This is a genomic window from Alteromonas sp. S015 (assembly GCF_036864485.1).
Lineage (GTDB): Bacteria > Pseudomonadota > Gammaproteobacteria > Enterobacterales > Alteromonadaceae > Alteromonas.
Genome location: NZ_JAZETO010000008.1, coordinates 193,236 through 213,369, shown reverse-complemented (window position 1 = coordinate 213,369; position 20,134 = coordinate 193,236). Strand labels below are relative to the sequence as shown.

17 protein-coding genes are annotated in these 20,134 nt (G+C 45.1%); 4 read left to right on the top strand and 13 right to left on the bottom strand.

The genetic code is table 11. The features are described 5' to 3' along the window. Window position 1: 1 nt before the first annotated feature. The 5 genes from V7R42_RS16110 to lpxD all read right to left on the bottom strand — a co-directional run bounded on the left by V7R42_RS16110 (window position 2) and on the right by lpxD (window position 4,860). A complete protein-coding gene (locus V7R42_RS16110) occupies window positions 2–664 on the bottom strand; it encodes a riboflavin synthase (protein ID WP_334021237.1) in 663 nt (220 codons plus the stop codon). 20 nt (window positions 665–684) lie between these two features. Next, window positions 685–1,824: a bifunctional diaminohydroxyphosphoribosylaminopyrimidine deaminase/5-amino-6-(5-phosphoribosylamino)uracil reductase RibD gene (gene ribD, locus V7R42_RS16105; RefSeq protein WP_334021236.1), complete on the bottom strand. Its 1,140-nt coding sequence runs from the start codon at window positions 1,822–1,824 to the stop codon at window positions 685–687. Window positions 1,825–1,874: 50 nt separating this feature from the next. Further along, complete coding sequence (gene nrdR / locus V7R42_RS16100) at window positions 1,875–2,324, bottom strand: transcriptional regulator NrdR (RefSeq protein ID WP_012517538.1); 450 nt, start codon at window positions 2,322–2,324, stop codon at window positions 1,875–1,877. A gap of 96 nt (window positions 2,325–2,420) precedes the next feature. After that, entirely contained in the window at window positions 2,421–3,677 is a 1,257-nt protein-coding gene (glyA, locus tag V7R42_RS16095) for a serine hydroxymethyltransferase (RefSeq protein ID WP_014950092.1), read from the bottom strand. A 154-nt stretch (window positions 3,678–3,831) separates the two neighbouring features. Further along, window positions 3,832–4,860: a UDP-3-O-(3-hydroxymyristoyl)glucosamine N-acyltransferase gene (gene lpxD, locus V7R42_RS16090; protein ID WP_334021235.1), complete on the bottom strand. Its 1,029-nt coding sequence runs from the start codon at window positions 4,858–4,860 to the stop codon at window positions 3,832–3,834. A gap of 365 nt (window positions 4,861–5,225) precedes the next feature. Here lpxD and ettA point away from each other — a divergent pair, with 365 nt between their 5' ends. Beyond that, window positions 5,226–6,893 (top strand): energy-dependent translational throttle protein EttA, encoded by a 1,668-nt coding sequence (gene ettA, locus V7R42_RS16085; RefSeq protein ID WP_334021234.1) that lies wholly within the window; start codon window positions 5,226–5,228, stop codon window positions 6,891–6,893. 151 nt (window positions 6,894–7,044) lie between these two features. Beyond that, window positions 7,045–7,452 carry a PilZ domain-containing protein gene (locus tag V7R42_RS16080; RefSeq protein ID WP_334021233.1) on the top strand — a complete coding sequence of 136 codons (408 nt, stop codon included), beginning with the start codon at window positions 7,045–7,047 and terminating at the stop codon, window positions 7,450–7,452. Between the two features lie 135 nt (window positions 7,453–7,587). Here V7R42_RS16080 and radA read toward each other — a convergent pair whose 3' ends face one another. Then, complete coding sequence (gene radA / locus V7R42_RS16075; RefSeq protein ID WP_334021232.1) at window positions 7,588–8,955, bottom strand: DNA repair protein RadA; 1,368 nt, start codon at window positions 8,953–8,955, stop codon at window positions 7,588–7,590. A gap of 186 nt (window positions 8,956–9,141) precedes the next feature. Here radA and V7R42_RS16070 point away from each other — a divergent pair, with 186 nt between their 5' ends. Next, window positions 9,142–11,667, top strand: a complete 2,526-nt coding sequence (locus V7R42_RS16070; RefSeq protein WP_334021231.1) for a PilZ domain-containing protein — start codon at window positions 9,142–9,144, stop codon at window positions 11,665–11,667. A gap of 226 nt (window positions 11,668–11,893) precedes the next feature. Here the strand turns inward: V7R42_RS16070 and serB are convergent, their stop codons facing one another. Continuing rightward, window positions 11,894–12,877: a phosphoserine phosphatase SerB gene (serB, locus tag V7R42_RS16065; RefSeq protein WP_334021230.1), complete on the bottom strand. Its 984-nt coding sequence runs from the start codon at window positions 12,875–12,877 to the stop codon at window positions 11,894–11,896. A 139-nt stretch (window positions 12,878–13,016) separates the two neighbouring features. Here serB and V7R42_RS16060 point away from each other — a divergent pair, with 139 nt between their 5' ends. Then, window positions 13,017–13,709: a hypothetical protein gene (locus tag V7R42_RS16060; protein ID WP_438823662.1), complete on the top strand. Its 693-nt coding sequence runs from the start codon at window positions 13,017–13,019 to the stop codon at window positions 13,707–13,709. Window positions 13,710–13,739: 30 nt separating this feature from the next. Here V7R42_RS16060 and V7R42_RS16055 read toward each other — a convergent pair whose 3' ends face one another. The 6 genes from V7R42_RS16055 to lepA form a co-directional block, all read right to left on the bottom strand. Next, on the bottom strand, window positions 13,740–14,564 hold the full coding sequence (locus V7R42_RS16055) for a TatD family hydrolase (protein ID WP_334021228.1): 825 nt from the start codon (window positions 14,562–14,564) through the stop codon (window positions 13,740–13,742). A gap of 143 nt (window positions 14,565–14,707) precedes the next feature. Continuing rightward, the gene (pdxH, locus tag V7R42_RS16050; RefSeq protein ID WP_334021227.1) at window positions 14,708–15,346 is read right to left on the bottom strand and encodes a pyridoxamine 5'-phosphate oxidase; all 639 of its coding nucleotides are present in this window, start codon (window positions 15,344–15,346) and stop codon (window positions 14,708–14,710) included. Between the two features lie 214 nt (window positions 15,347–15,560). Beyond that, window positions 15,561–16,472 carry a GTPase Era gene (gene era, locus V7R42_RS16045; protein WP_334021266.1) on the bottom strand — a complete coding sequence of 304 codons (912 nt, stop codon included), beginning with the start codon at window positions 16,470–16,472 and terminating at the stop codon, window positions 15,561–15,563. A 19-nt stretch (window positions 16,473–16,491) separates the two neighbouring features. Next, window positions 16,492–17,178 (bottom strand): ribonuclease III, encoded by a 687-nt coding sequence (gene rnc / locus V7R42_RS16040; protein WP_334021226.1) that lies wholly within the window; start codon window positions 17,176–17,178, stop codon window positions 16,492–16,494. After that, window positions 17,178–18,080 (bottom strand): signal peptidase I, encoded by a 903-nt coding sequence (gene lepB / locus V7R42_RS16035; protein ID WP_334021225.1) that lies wholly within the window; start codon window positions 18,078–18,080, stop codon window positions 17,178–17,180. Before lepB ends, rnc begins: the two co-directional genes overlap by 1 nt. Then, window positions 18,080–19,876, bottom strand: a complete 1,797-nt coding sequence (gene lepA, locus V7R42_RS16030) for a translation elongation factor 4 (protein ID WP_334021224.1) — start codon at window positions 19,874–19,876, stop codon at window positions 18,080–18,082. The genes lepB and lepA overlap by 1 nt, the downstream gene beginning before the upstream one ends. Between the last annotated feature and the right edge of the window lie 258 nt (window positions 19,877–20,134).

Here is a 20,134-nt window from a genome sequence, read left to right as displayed (position 1 = left end):
GTTATTTTCTTAAAAATCCGTTCTCGGCAAGAAATGCCATGTCGATGCCTTTGCTTTTTGGCTCGGCGGCTTTATCGCCCAGCATTAATCGCTCTAAATAACGCGCAATAACATCAACCTCTAAATTCACCGCCGTGCCCACTTTATAACTTCCCATAATGGTTTCTTGCAGTGTATGAGGAATGATCCAAAGCATAAATTCTGCTCCGTTAACTTCGTTAACGGTTAAGCTGATACCATCAACGGTGATGCTACCTTTATGCGCAATATATTTAGCCAAGGCTTCTGGCGCTTTTACCCAAAACTCTACGTAGTCTGAGTGCTTAATAATTTGTGTAATTTCGCCCACGCCGTCTACATGACCTGACACAATATGTCCGCCTAAGCGATCGCTTGGACGCATCGCTTTTTCAAGATTCACCGTTGAGCCCACGCTGTAATGTGCAAAGCCAGTTAATTTGATGGTCTCTGCCGACACATCGGCACAATAATAATCGGGGCCCATATCAGTCACTGTTAAGCAAACACCATTGGTCGCAATACTGTCGCCGAGTGCGACATCAGACATATCAAGCGTAGGCGATGAAACGGTAAGTCGAATATCGTTGCCACGGTTATCAAGCTTCTTAATGGTACCGAGCGCTTGAATAATTCCAGTAAACATAAAGTTCCTCTTTAATCGCGTTAACCACGGGTGTTGCTAACATCAGGACGGAAGATAAGCTTAATATCGTTACCCACTTGACGATTTTCAATAAGCGAAAGCGAAATACATTCATTTAGCGACTTGAACGCGGGTAAATTAACCATACTGACTCCCTTAGCACCTAAAAGCTTAGGTGCTTGGTAGCAAATAAGTTCATCCACCAGCCCTTCTTGCAATAATGCACCAGCAAGGCCTGGGCCTGCTTCTACCCAGACTTCATTGTATTGCTTGTCACCCAAAGCTGACATTAGCGCATGTAAATCGAGTTTACCGTCTTTTTCGTCCAGTTGGAGATAGTGCTGAGTAGCGGTGTCTGGGTGAGCCTGTGACGTCGCCGTGAACGTAATATTGCCGTCGTTAAAAAGTGTATAGTCTCTACTAAGTTTACTCTTGCTATCTACAACCACACGGGCTGGCTGGCGGATATGTTCTAGTGGATAGTTTTCAAACTGAGCCTCTTTCTCACGAACTAAAAGACTAGGATTATCAGCTTGAACCGTACCCGAACCCGTTAATACTACACAACTTTGCGCGCGATAGCGCTGCACATCCCGCCTCGCCTCTGCACCAGTAATCCACTGACTCACGCCATTTTGAAGGGCTATTTTTCCATCCAGGCTAATGCCTAACTTCACGCGAACAAAAGGCTTTCCGGTGAGCATACGTTTTATAAAACCTGGGTTGAGCGCAGCGGCTTCAGCAGCCATCACGTCGCTAACTACTTCAATGCCGGTTTCCTGCAAAATGCTAATACCCTTTCCGCATACGTTCGGATTGGGGTCGGTCATAGCAATAACCACTCTCGCTACCTCTGCTTCTACCAAAGCTACAGCACAAGGCGGCGTGCGCCCAAAGTGACTACAGGGCTCAAGCGTAACGTAAGCCGTTGCGCCCCTTGCGCCTTGCGGACGTGCGTTAGATGCTTGTTTTAATGCATGAACTTCGGCATGGGGTGTGCCAGCTTGAATGTGATACCCCTCGCCAAGCAATTGATTGTTTTCGTCAACAATTACACAACCTACGCGAGGGTTAGGAGAAGTAGTAAAGCGCCCTTGCTGGGCAAGCTGAATGGCTTTTGCCATCCAAAAATAATCGTTTTTAACCGTATCGTGGTTCACTTGGATTCCTGTTGTAGCCCTAAGTGCCTAAGGTTTTGGGTGTGTGCGACCTAATCCCCTAATCGTGCAATTTCTTCTCCAAATTCACGAATGTCTTCGAAGGAACGATAAACAGAGGCGAACCTGACATAGGCAACTTTGTCGAGCTCTTTTAGGGCTTTCATTATTAGGTTGCCAAGCAGTTCACTGCTCACTTCACGTTCACCGGTTGCACGCAACTGTGACTTCAGTGAAAGGATACACTGTTCAACTTTTTCAGTGCTAACAGGACGCTTTTCGAGAGCGCGTTGCAAGCCTGCACGAAGTTTGTCTTCGTTAAATGGTTCACGAGAACCATCGCGCTTTATCACGCGGGGCATTACAAGCTCGGCACTTTCAAAAGTCGTGAAGCGCTCGTGACATACCATACATTCACGGCGTCTACGCACCTGCTGCCCTTCTGCAACCAAACGAGAATCAATAACTTTTGTTTCTTGTTCTGAACAAAACGGGCAAAACATGAATATTCCTTAATTATTGCGTACTTAGGTTATTAAACTAAACTAGACTAGTTAGTCCGGCATTAGTACCAAAGTACGCAATAAAACACAAACCTATTATTTATAAACAGGGAATTGTGCACAAAGTGCAACCACTTCGTCCTGAACACGCTTGATAACTGACTCATCGCCCATGTTATCTAGAATGTCGCAAATCCATGTTGCCACTTGCTTAGCTTGCTCTTCTTTGAAACCACGGCGAGTGATCGCAGGGCTACCGATACGAAGACCGCTGGTTACAAACGGTGAACGTGGGTCATTTGGCACTGAGTTTTTGTTTACCGTGATGTTTGCGGCACCGAGTGCTGCGTCTGCATCTTTACCGGTAATATCCTTGTCGATAAGGTCAAGAAGGAACAAGTGGTTGTCGGTACCGCCAGAAACGATGTTATAACCGCGCTCTTGCATTACAGAAACCATAGCTTTCGCATTTGCAACAACCTGCTGCTGATACACTTTAAATTCTGGCTGTAGCGCTTCTTTAAATGCAACGGCTTTAGCTGCGATTACGTGGCAAAGCGGACCGCCTTGGTTGCCTGGGAATACTGAGCTGTTAAGCTTTTTGTAAATGGCTTCGTCGCCACATGAAGAAAGGATTAGACCACTTCGCGGACCCGCAAGAGTTTTATGGGTAGTCGTCGTTACCACATGAGCATGAGGAAGCGGGTTTGGATAAACGCCAGCCGCTACTAAGCCTGCTACGTGCGCCATATCTACAAGCAAGTACGCGCCAACGCTATCAGCGATTTCACGGAATTTCGCCCAGTCAACAATGCCAGAATACGCAGAGAAACCACCGATAATCATTTTCGGCTTGTGCTCTTTAGCAAGTGCTTCAACCTGCGCGTAATCGATTTCACCGGTTTCTTTGTTCAGCCCATACTGTACAGCGTTGTAGGTTTTACCAGAGAAATTTACGTGTGAACCGTGAGTAAGGTGACCGCCTTCAGAAAGGCTCATTCCCAATACCGTATCGCCTGCGTCAAGTAGTGCCATGAATACGGCAGAGTTAGCTTGTGAACCAGCGTGCGGTTGAACGTTTGCGTAGTCTGCACCAAATAGCGCTTTTGCACGGTCGATAGCTAGTTGCTCAACAACGTCTACGTGCTCACAACCACCATAGTAACGCTTGCCTGGGTAGCCTTCAGCGTATTTGTTAGTAAGCTGCGAACCCTGTGCTTCCATTACACGTGGGCTACAGTAGTTCTCAGAGGCAATTAGCTCAATGTGATGTTCTTGACGCTCAACCTCTTTAGACATTGCATCGGCTAATTCAGGATCGAAGTCGGCTATATTCATTTCGCGAGAAAACATGGGGGCTCCTTAACTGCGGTTTTTATATGGCGTTACGCACTGATTGCTCAAATTCGAGCCATATTCTAGTCATTTTCGGTTACTTGTATACCGCTTTATGACCAAATTAATATAAATGGCGCAGGTTTAACGTATTACGTGCGCCAGCGCGAGATCAGACCTGTTTTTCAAGGGCTTTAACACGGTCAAATAAACTGCCAATTTTGGCAAGGCGAACCGTATTTTTGCGCCAGTCACGGTTGGTTTGTGCTGGCTGACCAGAGGAATAAACCCCCGGTTCAGTGATATCTTGCACAATCATGGTATAACCAGTCACCTGAACATTATCGCAAATGCTAATGTGGCCGTTGATGCCAACTCCACCGCCAATAATCACGTGTTTGCCAATGTGACAACTGCCGGCAATACCGGTAGCGCCGCAAATGCATGAATGATCGCCAATGATGCAGTTGTGACCAATTTGTACTTGATTGTCGATAATTACGTTGGTGCCTAACACCGTATCTTCCATAGCACCGCGGTCAATGCTGCTGCTTGCACCAATCTGACTGTCGTCACCAATGCGAACTGAGCCGGTTTGCGGAATAGGGAGCCAAACGCCTTTATCATTTGCATAGCCAAAGCCCGCTGCACCAATTACCGTTTGACTATGAATAGTCACGCGCTTGCCAATAACCACGTCGTGATAAATGGTCACATTTGGATGGATAGTACAGCCTTCGCCAATGTGAGTGCCTCTGCGGATAACGGTGTTCGCGCCAACGGTAACTCTATCGCCTAACACCACGTTTTCCTCAATGATCACGTTGTGACCTAGCGATACATCACTGCCAATACGGGCAGATGGCGCAATAACGGCTGAGTCAGCAATGCCTGTCGCTACTGCTGGTGTGGTATCAAATAACTGAGCGATAAGGGCGAAAGCTGCGTGAGGGTTTGCCACAACTAACGCCGGAACCGGACTGTCTGATTTTAAACTTTCGTGCAGAATTACTGCACCTGCCTGAGTATCTTTTAGCTGCGGCTTATATTTAGGATTGGTTAGAAATGAAATTTGATGCGATGCTGCACCAGATAACGTGCCCACTGCAGAAATAGTAATATTTCCATCACCCAGCACTTCCCCCCCTACGTGTTTGGCGAGCTCGTCCAGACTGTATGTACGTTTATTCATAGCGGTCATCTTAATTACCTGTTCAATAATATGAATAATATTGAGTCTATCGCTTTGGGTGCTTTTTAGCTGCTTACAAGCTCCCCCAAAAGCACATGTTTACTCATGCTTATTAAAAGCAAGTTTACCTTAAATCGCCTGTCCAACCGACGCATAATTCAATCTTTTTGGTGTGAGCGCTCAAAATATCAACAAGAATGAAAACTCCTGGCGTAAGTGACAAAGGCTTGTTTCGCGATTAAAAGGCTTCCATTAAGACCCAAAACCCGTACATCAAGGGTCAACAGCCCCTAGCATAAACTACCCTGTTACTAGTAGAATACGCCCCAATTAGGTCTTTATTATTTTTACCGCTTTTTCAGCGAGGATAGAGCATGGCTCAATACGTTTATAGTATGCATCGCGTGGGCAAAATCGTCCCACCAAACAGACACATTTTAAAAAATATTTCACTTAGCTTTTTCCCTGGTGCCAAGATTGGTGTGCTAGGTCTAAACGGCGCGGGTAAATCAACCCTCCTTCGCATTATGGCCGGTGTAGATACGGACATTGAAGGTGAGGCGCGTCCTCAGCCGGGGTTGAAAGTTGGCTATCTTCCGCAGGAGCCTCAGCTCGATGAAACCAAAGATGTTCGCGGCAATATAGAAGAAGCCGTAGCCGACGTTAAACACGCACTGACTCGCCTAGATGAAGTGTATGCCGCTTATGCAGAAGCAGATGCCGATTTCGACGCGCTTGCTAAAGAGCAAGGTGAGCTAGAAGCTATTATTCAAGCCAAAGACGGCCACAATCTAGAAAACGCCCTAGAGCGTGCCGCTGATGCCCTTCGCCTTCCAGCGTGGGATGCAGACGTAAGCAAACTATCGGGTGGTGAACGTCGCCGCGTAGCACTGTGTCGCCTACTTTTAGAAAAGCCTGAAATGTTGCTTCTTGACGAACCGACCAACCACTTGGATGCAGAATCAGTAGCGTGGCTAGAGCGATTCCTTCACGATTATGAAGGCACTGTGGTAGCAATTACCCACGATAGATACTTCCTTGATAACGTGGCGGGTTGGATTTTAGAACTTGACCGTGGTGAAGGTATTCCATGGGAGGGCAACTACTCTTCTTGGTTGGAACAGAAAGAAAGCCGACTTGAGCAAGAAGAGCGTACCGAAACGGCGCGTATGAAGAGCATGAAACAGGAACTTGAGTGGGTTCGATCAAATCCGAAAGGTCGTCATGCTAAGAGTAAAGCTCGTATGGCACGTTTTGAAGAACTATCTACCAGCGATTACCAAAAGCGTAATGAAACTAACGAGCTTTTCATTCCGCCGGGAGAGCGTTTAGGTGATAAGGTTATTGAAGTAAATAATCTTAAAAAGTCTTATGGCGATCGCGTACTTATCGATGATTTAACGTTTAAAGTACCAAAGGGCGCCATTGTAGGTATCGTTGGTCCTAACGGAGCGGGTAAATCGACCTTGTTCAGAATGCTTACCGGTGCTGAGCAACCTGACTCAGGCAGCATCGATTTAGGTGAAACCGTTCAAATTGCTGCGGTAGAACAGTTCCGCGACCACATGAACGAAAATAACACCGTGTGGAAAGAAATTTCTGACGAGCAAGACATCATTCGCATTGGCAACTTTGAAATTAACAGCCGCGCATACTGCAGCCGATTCAACTTCAAAGGCACCGACCAGCAGAAGTTCATCAAAGACTTGTCGGGTGGTGAGCGTAACCGTGTTCACCTTGCAAAACTGCTTAAAGCTGGCGGTAACGTATTGCTACTGGATGAACCAACCAACGACCTAGACGTAGAAACACTACGAGCCCTAGAGAACGCGTTATTGGAGTTCCCTGGTTGTGCCATGGTTATCTCGCACGACCGTTGGTTCCTAGACCGTGTTGCAACGCACATCATGGATTATCGCGATGAAGGCAACATTAACTTCTTTGAAGGCAACTACTCAGACTACGAAAGCTGGTTGAAGCAAGAGTTTGGACAAGATGTGGTTGAACCGCATCGCCTTAAATATAAGCGTATGTCTAAATAATACGAAACCTGAGATATAGAGTGTTATAACTCTGAGCTGACACCAAGAGCCGCTATCATCGATAGCGGCTTTTTATTTGCTCGCTTTTCATTGCGAACGAACGCAAATTAGCCAATACTGACAGCGTAGAGGAACACTAGGTATATGAGTAATGACAGACAAGCGCCAATTTCAACGAGTGTCACTGAATGTAAATGGCACACTGGCACATAACGATATCAGCATTGACGTAGTAGTCAGCGATGTATCGCTTCAAGGTATTAAGTTACAGGCAACGGAAACTGCACTTTCAAATTTACCATTCGACAGCCATGAACCCTACACAGCCACCTTCCAGGCAAATGAAGACAGCCCCATCATTACCCTATTTATCTCACAACTCTATCGCCATGCGGATAGCAGGCAAGAACGGGTTTCATTAGGCTGTAAAGTAGAGCAGATGGACGTAGACAGCATCAGCGCCCTTCGCCGTTTAATTACCTTAAACAGCGACGAAGCCAATATTGAAGAGAAAGACCTGAATGCGTTAGTCAATGCAGTTTATCAGGCGCCACATTAAACTCTAAAAACGCGTTGAAATATAACATACTTCAGAAAAACGTATTTCACTCCTTTAACGCAGGAAAGGCCCATCTAATAGGCCTTTTAAACTAACTGGAGTTGTCAAACTATATGTGAATGTTGTGCCTTTGCATTATTCCAGTGCGTCTAACGCTTCTGATAAACGCGCTACCGGTACCACTTTCATGCCGTTAATGGTTTGTTTTGGCGCATTCGCTTTTGGCACAATAGCCCGCTTAAAACCGTGTTTCGCCGCTTCAATAATACGCTCTGTGCCATTGGGGACCGGGCGAATCTCACCCGCCAGCCCTACTTCACCGAACACAATTAAATCTCGTGGCAATGAGCGGTTTCTAAAGCTGGAAATCATCGCTAAAAGCAAGGCCAAATCCGCACTAGTCTCGGAAACGCGCACCCCACCCACCACATTAACAAAGACGTCTTGGTCGTTCATTTGCACATTGCCATGGCGATGCAAAACTGCCAGCAACATGGACAAACGGTTTTGATCTAAACCGACTGCAATTCGTCTTGGGTTAGACATTTGCGAGTAATCGACTAATGCCTGAATTTCCACAAGCAACGGGCGAGTCCCTTCCCAAATGACCATTACGCTAGACCCTGGCGTCTCGTTATCTCCACGGCTTAAAAATATCGCTGAAGGATTACTCACCTCTTTAAGCCCTTTTTCTGTCATGGCAAACACGCCAAGTTCATTCACCGCTCCAAAACGGTTTTTGTGGCTTCGAAGTGTACGGTAGCGTCCATCACTTTCCCCTTCCAGCATCATAGAACTGTCGATACAATGTTCGAGTACCTTGGGGCCTGCTAGGTTACCGTCTTTTGTTACATGGCCTACAATAAACATGGCGATATGATTTTGCTTAGCAAAGCGCGTTAAATACGCGGCGCTTTCACGTACTTGCGACACACTGCCGGGCGCAGACTGGACATCTGACACATGCATAACCTGAATAGAATCGATAACCATAATTTTGGGCTTTTTTGTAAGCGCCAAATCGCAAATAGTTTCCACGTTGGTTTCGGCAAGCATCATTAGTTTGTCGTCGGGAAGGTTTAATCGTTTAGCGCGCATGGCCACTTGCTGAAGCGACTCTTCTCCTGTGACATAAAGCGCGGTTTCGCTTTTTGCCATCTGACACATTACCTGCAGTAATAACGTACTTTTACCAGCACCTGGCGACCCACCAATAAGCATGGCTGCGCCAGGAACGATCCCGCCACCTAAAACTCTGTCCAACTCTTTAAATGTTGAAGAAAAGCGCGGAAGAGATTCTAAATCTATTGCGTTTAAGGTTTCGATTTTGGCAACGGTTTGCCCTGCATAACCTGAAGTGGTTTGACGCGCCACACTTTTGGCACTGGCCACTACAAACTCGCTTATCGTGTTCCACGCTTTACACTCTGAACACTGTCCTTGCCAACGAGGGAATTCTGCCCCGCAGTCAGAACACACATAAGCAGTTTTACGTTTTGCCATATTCCAGTTTTATCCATTGCTTAAAAAGAGTATTCTAACACTTAACAATGGTTAATTAAGCACAAACCTTCGGCCAGTTTTCGTTAAAAAACACCCGAAAGTATACGGATTTTACACATTAATGAGTTTTGCTGATTTGCCGATAACAACTAAAATAATGATACTAAACAACAAAGTTGCGCATTCATGAGTCAAGATCTAAAGCAATATGCTGATATTATTGAACAGCTAAAGCCCATGGTTAATGAGCCTGAATTTAACCAGGTATTGCTTCAAACTGCATCTGATGTGCCAAAAGAAAAACGCTTTCTTATTAAAATGGAAGTGAAGCGCTTAGCCAAACCCTGTATGCGAACCATAGATTTGCGTGGCCATGTTGACGGAAAGTGCAATAAATACGTGCACGAAGGGCGTAGCCACTACATGGATGACGTCGCCATTAGCAAGTTTGAAGAGCAATTGCGGGTATTTGGTCGTTATACTTATGGTGTGTACGAGGCGGTTCAAAATACTGAAAATAACTTTCGTTTAATGCGCCAAAAAGAACTCGCACAAGAGCGCGTAGATAAAGAAAACCCAGAACTCAAAAGACGCTCAGCGGTATTAGAACAGTTTAAAGCTCCTACCGTAAACTTACTAGATTACAGGCAGCGCAACGCCGAACGTATGAACTTTGCGGTTGCAGTAGAACTGTTTAATAGTACGAACCAGTCAGTGCGTGGATTAAGTGTAGATATCTCTCTTGAAGGCTTGCAGGTAAAGATCTCTAAAGACGCATTTTTCGAAAAGGGTGAAACACTTTTTATATTCTTTAGAGGCCTAGAGAGTGAATTTGCCATGGACAAGAAGAATGGCATTGCATACAAGCTTGTTAAAATAGTCACTAAAAACGATGCTCACTACCTTGCCCTGCAACGATATAAAGAAAAGCCAAGCCCGACATTCGACAAGTTCTTAGAAAACTTTATTCACGGTAATAAACGTCGATATAAAGTAAACATGAGCAATACGATTGAGGCGATTACCAGTAAAATCTGTGAACAATATTTTTCGCCACGCAGTCCCACGCTTCCGGTTTATATAGATGTTATCAATAAAACGCTAGTTCCTCGGTTTGCTATGGTCAACGAAGTGAATCGCGAGACCGTGCAGTATTGGCGAGATGAAGACGATAACTGTCGACTTCACTTCTTGCTAACCCAAGAAAGACTATCGCGCCTATTGCAGAAACCGGAAAGCATAAGAGAAATTTTCGTATTTAGTTTTACTCATTTGCAGAACGAGAAGGTCTATTTTTACTCAGCATCCTATGAAGAACTCTTGCAAAAAGACATCTTAACCCGAGTGTTTTTAGGGTTTGGGTCTAAGAAAGCAAGTTGGCGTGTATTTAAGGTAACCCTTACAGACATGGAGCCTGAACAGGCCCACATCCCGCTTTCTATTCCTGATTCAGTGGGAAACAAGGTTAAGAAGCTAAACACTCCGCCATCAGCTCGATTGATGTCTAAGCTGAAAAACTTGCGATTTTTAGCCCACGTGACTGACGTAACGTCAATAGCAGGACAAGAGACTTACAACGAATTTCAATTTAACCGAGAAAACCTCTCTCATTTGCGTAACTTTGGGCATCCGCGTAATCGCGCGCCATCGAATGTTCAGGTTGTTAGATTTAAATATGAAGAACAACGCATTGAAAGCCGCTACCAACTAAGAACGCAAATTGAAGCTCGCTTCAATGATGAACAAGTGGTGCATAAAGGAATCAGTGAAGATATTTCGGTGCATGGACTTGGGCTTCGTGTAGAGCTAAGCAAAGAGTATAAAGGTAGTTTAGAGGGCAGAGCAGAAGTCGCTTTTCCTCGCCTTCAGGAAATTGCAACTTCATTCGATGTCATGCATCTGCAGTACGACATTATCTATCACAATGTCGACAAAAACATTCTTCACTTGAAAGCCGTTCCGGGCGAAGAAGGTAAAAGTGCGCGACACTTCTTTGATGAATTGATTAAAAAGAATAAAGCCAATCTCAAAGTAGACAACGACGAAGAGGAAGTACCTGGCATGGGACAAGCGCTTCGTTGTATTAACGCGAGAAACGCAACCTCCCTGTCTTTTTTAATGTCTAGAGAAGGGGCTCGCTACTCACCTCAAGCGTGTATGATTGGTAAACAAGATGAACGCATCACAACACTGTCCACACAGTACTCCGAACGTGGGCAGGTGAATTTAGAGTTCCTTTTTAGAGACAGAAAACAGGACTCGCCATTTTTACAAAGTGGCATTAAGGCGGTTAAACTTGAAAACATGCCACTGCGACAAGAGTTATTTATCTCGTTCGATGCGTCACAAAAAGAGCCTCGTATGGCAATAATTCCGCGGTATTCCTATAAGTTCGAAAACGATGAGCAGCGCCGAGCATTTATTAGGGAAGCTATGGTGCGCGGCCAGTTTGTAGCTATTCATGTAATGCTAACCACAACCGGTAAGCCAGACATGACCATGCTGCAAACCGAAATCAATTATGTCACCATGTATGCCATGCATAGAGCTCGTGAGTTAGAGAAGACGATGTGGAGTATTGCTGCGTGCTCACACTTGATCGATGTCACCGATGAAGTACTTATAAGATACGGGTTTGCTATGGAAGACATCACGGCAAATAGAATGCTGAAGAGTGCACCGCAACCTAGAGTCATCGCGAACAACGCATAGCACAGCTTAATTACGATTTATGCGCATTCTTAGCATTACTCAGAGCAATAAGTACAAACGCTTAAGATTACATTCAAAAGTATCGCATTGGTAAAGATTTCCTGCGCAAACGCTGGGAATGCAAGTGCTTTTAAATATAAAATAGAGCGCTAGCCGCGTTACCGAAGACTAGCGCGTTTGTACTAATTAGCTAAAGATTAGCTATAGAGCTACATAGTGTTGGCAGTTACTTGTCTAGAAAGTAAAGCAAACTGTGCAAGCTACCAACACGTATCGCCACGTCCGCTTTCTCGTTAACCAATGGTTTACCGTGACACGCCACACCGAGCGCAGATTGAGCCATCATAACCAAATCATTTGCTCCATCACCCATAGCGACAGTTTGTTTGGCTGGCACCTCCCATTTCTCGGCCAGCGCTTTCACTGTTCGAGCTTTAACGTCTGCATTGACAATCTCACCTTCTACTTTTCCAGTTAAGCGTCCCTTTTCCACAGCAAGTGTGTTAGAAATTGCAAAATCTAACCCAAGTCTTGCTTTTAGGTGGTCAGCGAAAAATGTAAAACCACCAGAAGCAATCGCTAGCTTCCAGTTATGTTGTTTCAAATAAGTAAGCAAAGATTGAATACCGGGCATGATTGGAATGCTGTCACGGATTTGATTGAGATGACTTATTGACACGCCCTCTAAGCACGCAACCCTGTGCGTTAAGCTGTCATTAAATGCAATTTCTCCACGCATAGCCTTGGCGGTAACTTCTGCCACTTGCTCCCCAACACCTGCCAACTTAGCTATTTCATCAACACACTCAATAGCAATGACGGTGCTGTCCATATCCATAACCAGCAATCCAGGTTCAGACAATGAAGGGCGATAGGCCTGCAAACCTATATCAAGATTATATGCCTGAGACACATCGCTCAATAGCGGCTTCACGTGTTCAAGTTCGGCGTTATTCAACACACCTCTAATTTCTATCACATCATCACCCATTTGCTTGTGCAAATGATGAAACGCCGCGCTCAAAGGCGTAAATACGTTATGGAGCTTTTTTAAAACGCTGTGCAATAGATAAGGCGTTACAGCCTGACCAATAACGGTTAACGTATGCGAATACGTACTGTTTATGTGACTATTGCTAACTACATGAGACAAAAATGAAGCTACATGGATATCATCACTATTGATATTGTTAAGAAGAGTGTCTTTCATAAAGCTCACAGAAACTGTGGTGACTGGAAAATGGTGCTCTAATGCTAACCAATTAGGCTAACTAATAAAATATATCCTTTTAAATTATTTCGAATTATCCTACTGTTAGGCTACCCTCGTGATTTTATGGTAAAGCGAATTGGTAGACTGGCTTAATAAAGCAGCTTCACAATCAAAGAATGACTCTCATTCGTTGTATACAGTGTTAAAACGGTTATTCCACACCATCGTAGTGAGTACGGTATTTGCTTTGATTGTTGTGTTACTTTTGTTATTTCAACAATACCAAAACGATTGGCTTACCGTGCAAACCCGCTTCTCCGGAGAGAGCATAGCCAGGCAATACGCAAAATTGTTACAGCCAGCCTTTATCGCTGATGAGGTTTCTAACCGGGAAACAGGCGTAGACGCAGACAAAGTGCCGCCCACTACACCATCTCAACGGGAATATATTGAAAGTGTCGCCTCTATTTTGGTCGACGAGCCACACATCCTTGCCCTATCAGTGTTCGATAAAGATGGACGATATATTGCCCCTTTACCTCAAATTGAAAGCGTGGTGTCGATGAGCCAATCACAAAGCGTAACGCCGCTAACCTACGTTGGCGTTATTACTGATGATGAAAGCTTGCTAGGTTACGTGAATATTCACATTAACACACAGGCGGTATTAGAGAGCCCACTCACGTTACGTTATCAGTTAGCACTTATTGCGTGTATCCTTGTTTTTTTGGCGCTTATGCTTGGCATTTACCTAACCCGGGCATTTTACAAGTCGCGCCCATGGTTTATTCAGGTAATTGAATCTAAAAGAGGCACAGAAAAGCGCTAGAGAGGCATTTCTACATCTAGTACTTAGCCGTCAACAATTTATGTTGAAGAGTTGAGCATAATTAGCGGTAGTAGTGGACACTATTTCCTTGTGCGAAACATCATAGTTTTCACTCATAGCATCGATAACATCCGATAAATAACATGGCTCGTTGGGCTCTCCCTGTCTTCCGTGCATTGGCATATCTGGGGCATCGGTTTCTAGAAGCAATTTATCAAAATGATGTTCTAACAAAAACGCAAGGGTATTGCGCGTCTTTTGGGCGCGTTCGTAAGTTATTATACCGCCAATGCCTAGGTAAAACCCTCGTTCAATATATCCTTTCGCGGCTTCAATACTGCCAGAAAACGCATGTATAATCCCCACACCTTGATACTTAGCGTGCTTCAACGCTTCAAGCAACAAGTGATGGCTTTTTCTGTGATGCAAAATAACAGGTAACGATGTTTTATCAGCAAGTTTCAAGTGGGTATGTAACACATCTTTTTGAAGCGCCAATGGCACATTAATATGCCCATCAATGCCTGTCTCTCCCACCGCTTTTACCGATGGATGTAGATGAGCTACAGCAGCTTCAAGCTGTTCAAGGTTGTGAATTAGGGTTTGGTTATTTGTCTCGCACGAATGTGCTGAATAGTCGCAATCAACCAGAAAATAAGGATGAAGACCAAGGGCGGTATCGATACTTAGATAACCCTCGTACTGCTCACTGAGCGCTTGTAACGCCTGCCAAGACCGCGGGTTAATACTCGGTGCCATAATACGCGTAATACCTGCACGTTTAGCATTTTGTAACGTAATGTGAAGGTCTTTTTTTGCTGCAAGAAGGTCGAGGTGGCAGTGGCTGTCGATCATGGCTTAAGTGCCTCCTAATTCTTACATCGCTTCACACTCGTCATGCCTGCCAATATTACACCGTCAGTTACAATTAGCGATGTCAGTCGGTGAACATACATGCCGAATCACGAAAAACAAAAAACCGACTATGAAGCTGTACCTTAAGGCATTAAACGCTGCGTCGCCCAGTCTCCACCTTCGGTTTTATTGTATTCGAAACGATCGTGAAGTCTATCTTCTCCACCCTGCCAAAACTCAATTTGATGAGGCACAATTCTGAAGCCGCCCCAAAAATCCGGCACAGGCAATTGCTTGTTAGCAAACTTATCTTTTAACTGCTTAAACTGGGTCAGTAAAAGTTCTCTGCTACCAATGGGCTTGCTTTGCTTTGACGCATACGCTGCAAGTTGACTGTCTTTAGGCCGCGAAAAGAAATAAGCCGCATTTTCAGAAACAGAGAGTTTTTCAACGCTGCCGCATACGCGAACTTGGCGTTCCATAAAGAACCATGGAAAGTGACACGATACTTTAGGGTTGCCCGCTAGTTCTTGCGCCTTGCGGCTGCCTAAGTTTGTGAAAAATACAAAGCCTTTATCACTCACATCTTTCAACAAAACAATACGTTGAGAGGGCTGGCCAGAAGCATCAACGGTTGCAACCGTCATGGCAGTTGGATCGGGAATTCCAGCATCAATGGCGTTCTTCAACCATTTATCGAATAAGGTGAACGGATTTGAAGTAATATCTGACTCACTCAAACTGCCTTTTGAGTACTGCCTGCGCATATCTGAAATTGCCATATACCGCTCCTAAAAAGAAGTTGTTGTGCCTGCTAGTGCTATTGAAACCGAATAAGTAAACAACCGTGTAAATGCTCACATTAGCGTATTTAACTGAGCTAGCTGCCCGAAAGCCATTCGGCCAAAGCGCTTGGCAAAAATACTGAGTCGCTATACTTTTTAACATAACGCCAGTTGCCGATAACTAGCGTTGTCAAAATAACTAAGGCGTGAACTAAAAGTTACTGTCGTCTCCGTAACCCAATGAACGCAAGGCCCGCTCATCGTCCGCCCAGCCTTGTTTTACTTTAACCCAAAGCTCCAGAAAGACTTTGTTGTCGAACAAGTTTTCCATGTCTTTACGCGCTTGCTCACCAATGGTTTTTAAGTGCTTACCGCCTTTGCCGATGATCATGCGCTTTTGGGTTTCACGCTCTACCAATATCAGTCCACTGATACGAAAGACACCATTGTCAGCCATTTTGAACTGCTCAATTTCCACCGTAGTAGAGTAAGGCAACTCATCGCCCGTAAAGCGCATTAGCTTTTCGCGAATGATTTCGGCAGCCATAAAGCGACTTGAACGGTCAGTGATGTAGTCTTCCGGAAAGAAAAACTCACTTTTAGGTAGCGAATTGGCCACTAACTCTCTAATTTCGTCGACCATTCGGCCCTGTTTAGCACTGATAGGGATCATGTGCTCAAACGGGTGCTTTTCGCCAAGCTTTTTAAGGTGAACCATAAAGTTTTCTTTATCTTCAACCTTATCCATCTTATTTACGATGAGATAGCAAGGAAGGTTTGCTTGTTTAACCTTACTTAATACCATTTCATCTTCGGCGTTGAATCGATCGCCTTCTACCACAAAAAGAACAAGGCCAACTTCTGCCAAAGAGCTTGATGCCGCGCGGTTCATGTAGCGATTAATCGCGCGCTTCTCGTCTTGATGCAGCCCTGGGGTATCAACGTAAATCGCTTGATAATCACCGTCGGTATCTATACCAAGAATGCGGTGGCGAGTGGTCTGTGGCTTGCGCGAAGTAATACTTACCTTTTGCCCTAGCAAACGATTAAGTAGGGTCGATTTACCCACATTGGGGCGCCCTACTATGGCAACTAGGCCACAGCGAGTTTGAATATCAGGCATTTCTGGCAAATTCGTTTCATCATGCGTTGTCATCAAGCTTCTCCAATGTTAAACGAGCAGCTTCTTGTTCTGCTTTACGGCGGCTATTGCCAGACGCTACTACCGCTTCTGGTAGACTTTCCACCTGACAGCTAACTTCAAAAGTCTGAGCATGATCTTTCCCTGTAATAGACAACACTTCATAGGTTGGAAGTGCCTGTTTACGACCTTGTAAAAACTCCTGAAGACGAGTTTTGCTGTCTTTAGGGTGTGCATTAGGGTCTAGTTTGTTTATGCGGGTTTCCCATAAACGGTCAATAACGCCGCGTACCTCGTCCATACCGGAGTCGAGGTAAATAGCCCCTAAAATAGCTTCAACGGCATCAGCTAGAATCGAACTTCTGCGATGGCCACCACTTTTGAGCTCACCTGGGCCTAAGTTAAGCAGTTCACCCACACTGGCTTCCTTTGCAAGTTCTGCCAGTGTGTCTCCTTTAACCAAGGTAGAGCGCATTCGGGTAAGTTTGCCTTCTGGCACCGTTGGAAAACGTTTAAACAGCGTTTCCCCAACAATCATGCCTAAAATAGCGTCACCTAAAAATTCTAGGCGCTCGTTGTGCTGTTTAGCCGCACTGCGATGCGTAAGTGCTTGTTCCAATAGAGCTTCATTGGTAAATGTGTAGCCTATCGCCTTGTATAGACGACGATATTTATCAATTCCCTGCATTAATGAATGCCACCTGTTCGCTCAAATCGAACACCTGTTGGTACCCACGTTGGAAGGATGTCTGACGGGCTGCGCTCAAATTCAAATGAAATCCAAATCGCCACTGCTTTTCCCACTAAATTCGCATCGGGCACAAACCCCCAGAAACGGCTGTCGCGACTGTTGTCACGGTTATCGCCTAACACGAAATACTGACCTTCTGGCACAATCCACTCGTTGCTGCGCGTTCCAGGCTGAGTATAAAAGTTAACCGGCGAAATCTCGCGCACTGGGTGGCGCAAAATGTCATGCTCTACCGTGCCTAAATCTTCGGTATAACGCATAAGCTGCGCCATGTCCTGTACGAACTCACCACGCTCTTGAAACGTCAGCGGTACGGCTTTCAATTTAGGACAGTTGTTGCTTGTCTCACACTTTGGTTTGATATAAACCTGTTTATTTTGATAGACCACAGTATCGCCCGGTAAACCAATTACGCGCTTAATGTAGTCTATTGAAGGCTCTTCAGGGTATTTGAACACCACCACATCACCACGTTCTGGAACGCCGGTTTCAATGAGCTTACTTCTGAAAACCGGGTCTTTCACGCCATAGGCAAACTTTTCAACCAAAATGAAGTCACCCACTAAAAGGGTGGGCATCATTGAGCCTGAAGGAATTTGAAATGGTTCGTATAAAAACGAACGCAATACTAATACGAAAGCAATAACAGGAAAAATCTGTTGCGAAGTATCAACAAGGTAAGGCAGTTGTGGATCTTCTCCATAGCCCGCACCTTCTGCGGTTGCCGCAGCCTGTAAACGTGCTTTTCGCTTTGGTGCAAACACTAGGCTATCCACTAGCCAGATTAATCCTGTTATTAAGGTGAGTGCCACCAAAATCAAGGAGAAGTAATTTGCCATTATTTACCTACCTTAAGTACTGCAAGGAACGCATCTTGTGGCAATTCAACATTACCCACTTGCTTCATTCGCTTTTTACCTTCTTTTTGCTTTTGAAGTAGTTTTTTCTTACGGCTTACATCACCGCCATAACACTTCGCGATTACGTTTTTACGTAGCTGTTTCACTGTACTTCTTGCAACAATGTGGTTACCGATAGCCGCCTGAATAGCGATATCGAACATTTGTCGTGGAATAAGCTCGCGAAGCTTTTCTACCAGCTCACGACCACGACCTTGAGAGTTTTCTCTGTGCGTAATTACCGCCAACGCGTCTACACGTTCACCGTTAATAAGAATATCCACACGCACCATGTCTGAGGCCTGGAAACGCTTAAAATTGTAATCAAGCGATGCAAAACCACGGCTGGTAGATTTCAAACGGTCGAAGAAATCGAGCACCACTTCTGCCATTGGCAGTTCGTACGTTACCGCCACTTGCTTGCCGTGATATGTCATGTTGGTCTGCATACCGCGCTTCTCAACACAAAGCGTAATTACGTTACCTAAGTATTCTTGCGGCACAAGAATATTGGCTTCAACCATAGGCTCACTAATTTCTGCAATATCGTTTACTGGAGGCAGCTTTGCTGGGCTATCTACAGTAAGGGTTTCGCCCTTGGTTGTTTCTACTTCGTAAATTACCGTTGGCGCAGTAGTGATAAGACCCAAGTCATATTCACGCTCTAAACGCTCTTGAATAATTTCCATATGCAGCATGCCAAGGAATCCAATACGGAAACCAAAACCAAGCGCAGCTGAGCTTTCTGGTTCATAGAACAGTGAAGCGTCGTTCAAGCTCAGTTTCGCAAGGGCATCACGGAAGTCTTCGTAGTCATCAGAGCTTATCGGAAAAATACCGGCATAAACCTGTGGTTTAACCTTTTTGAACCCCGGTAGCATTGCGTCAGCAGGCTCACGTGCTAACGTAATGGTGTCGCCCACAGGCGCACCCTGAATATCTTTAATCCCAGCAATGATAAAACCTACTTCGCCGGCTCTTAATGTGCCTGTATCGAGTGGCTTAGGCGTAAACACCCCAATCTTGTCAACCTGATGCGTTTGACCATTTGACATGATTTGAATTTTGTCTTTCTTGGTCAACTGGCCTTCGACAATACGTACCAGTGAAACAACGCCTTGGTAGTTGTCGAACCAAGAATCGATGATCAGCGCCTTAAGTGGCGCTTCGCGGTCACCTTCCGGCGGCGGGATCTTGTTCACAATGACTTCAAGTACGTCTTCAATACCAATACCGGTTTTCGCCGAACAGCGCACAGCGTCCAGTGCATCGATACCAACAATGTCTTCAATTTCTTCTGCAACGCGGTCTGGCTCAGCTTGAGGCAGGTCGATTTTATTTAGTACAGGCACCACTTCCATATCCATCTCGATAGCGGTATAGCAGTTTGCCAATGTTTGAGCTTCTACGCCCTGACCTGCATCAACAACCAATAGTGCCCCTTCACAGGCAGCAAGAGAACGAGATACTTCATATGTAAAATCAACGTGTCCCGGTGTGTCGATAAAGTTAAGCTGATATGTTTCACCGTCGCGCGCTTCGTAGTTCAGCGTCACGCTTTGCGCTTTGATAGTAATACCGCGCTCTTTTTCCAGGTCCATTGAGTCAAGAACCTGCTCAGCCATTTCGCGGTCTGTTAGCCCTCCACAATGCTGGATTAGACGGTCTGACAGCGTAGACTTACCGTGGTCAATATGGGCGATAATACTGAAGTTACGAATGTGCGATTGTTGCATAATGCTGGAAATTACCTGCAGAAAAATTCATTAAACAAAAAATGCTGCTTGCCTTGCTTCAAGGGTTATACGCAGCGCGTGCGGATTTTACCCATTTCTGGCGCGAAAAGCGAATTGGCGTAGCGGAAATTTTATTACTCTCTAGAAACATAAATAATAGAAGTGGCAACCTTACGTGACTTTCGCTTTCAATCTCTAAACTTGACCACAGTTATGAGTCACCACAACGATGTCGTATGATACGGTTTCGTCTAAAAC

Excerpts from the sequence above, each read along its gene's own strand:
- serB (WP_334021230.1), bottom strand. The coding sequence starts at position 12,877 with ATGAAAGACACTCTTCTTAACAATATCAATAGTGATGATATCCATGTA.
- rnc (WP_334021226.1), bottom strand. The coding sequence starts at position 17,178 with ATGCAGGGAATTGATAAATATCGTCGTCTATACAAGGCGATAGGCTAC.
- ettA (WP_334021234.1), top strand. The coding sequence starts at position 5,226 with ATGGCTCAATACGTTTATAGTATGCATCGCGTGGGCAAAATCGTCCCA.
- pdxH (WP_334021227.1), bottom strand. The coding sequence starts at position 15,346 with ATGGCAATTTCAGATATGCGCAGGCAGTACTCAAAAGGCAGTTTGAGT.
- V7R42_RS16070 (WP_334021231.1), top strand. The coding sequence starts at position 9,142 with ATGAGTCAAGATCTAAAGCAATATGCTGATATTATTGAACAGCTAAAG.
- V7R42_RS16080 (WP_334021233.1), top strand. The coding sequence starts at position 7,045 with ATGACAGACAAGCGCCAATTTCAACGAGTGTCACTGAATGTAAATGGC.
- nrdR (WP_012517538.1), bottom strand. The coding sequence starts at position 2,324 with ATGTTTTGCCCGTTTTGTTCAGAACAAGAAACAAAAGTTATTGATTCT.
- radA (WP_334021232.1), bottom strand. The coding sequence starts at position 8,955 with ATGGCAAAACGTAAAACTGCTTATGTGTGTTCTGACTGCGGGGCAGAA.
- lepB (WP_334021225.1), bottom strand. The coding sequence starts at position 18,080 with ATGGCAAATTACTTCTCCTTGATTTTGGTGGCACTCACCTTAATAACA.
- V7R42_RS16055 (WP_334021228.1), bottom strand. The coding sequence starts at position 14,564 with ATGATCGACAGCCACTGCCACCTCGACCTTCTTGCAGCAAAAAAAGAC.
- era (WP_334021266.1), bottom strand. The coding sequence starts at position 16,472 with ATGCCTGATATTCAAACTCGCTGTGGCCTAGTTGCCATAGTAGGGCGC.
- lpxD (WP_334021235.1), bottom strand. The coding sequence starts at position 4,860 with ATGACCGCTATGAATAAACGTACATACAGTCTGGACGAGCTCGCCAAA.
- V7R42_RS16110 (WP_334021237.1), bottom strand. The coding sequence starts at position 664 with ATGTTTACTGGAATTATTCAAGCGCTCGGTACCATTAAGAAGCTTGAT.
- glyA (WP_014950092.1), bottom strand. The coding sequence starts at position 3,677 with ATGTTTTCTCGCGAAATGAATATAGCCGACTTCGATCCTGAATTAGCC.
- lepA (WP_334021224.1), bottom strand. The coding sequence starts at position 19,876 with ATGCAACAATCGCACATTCGTAACTTCAGTATTATCGCCCATATTGAC.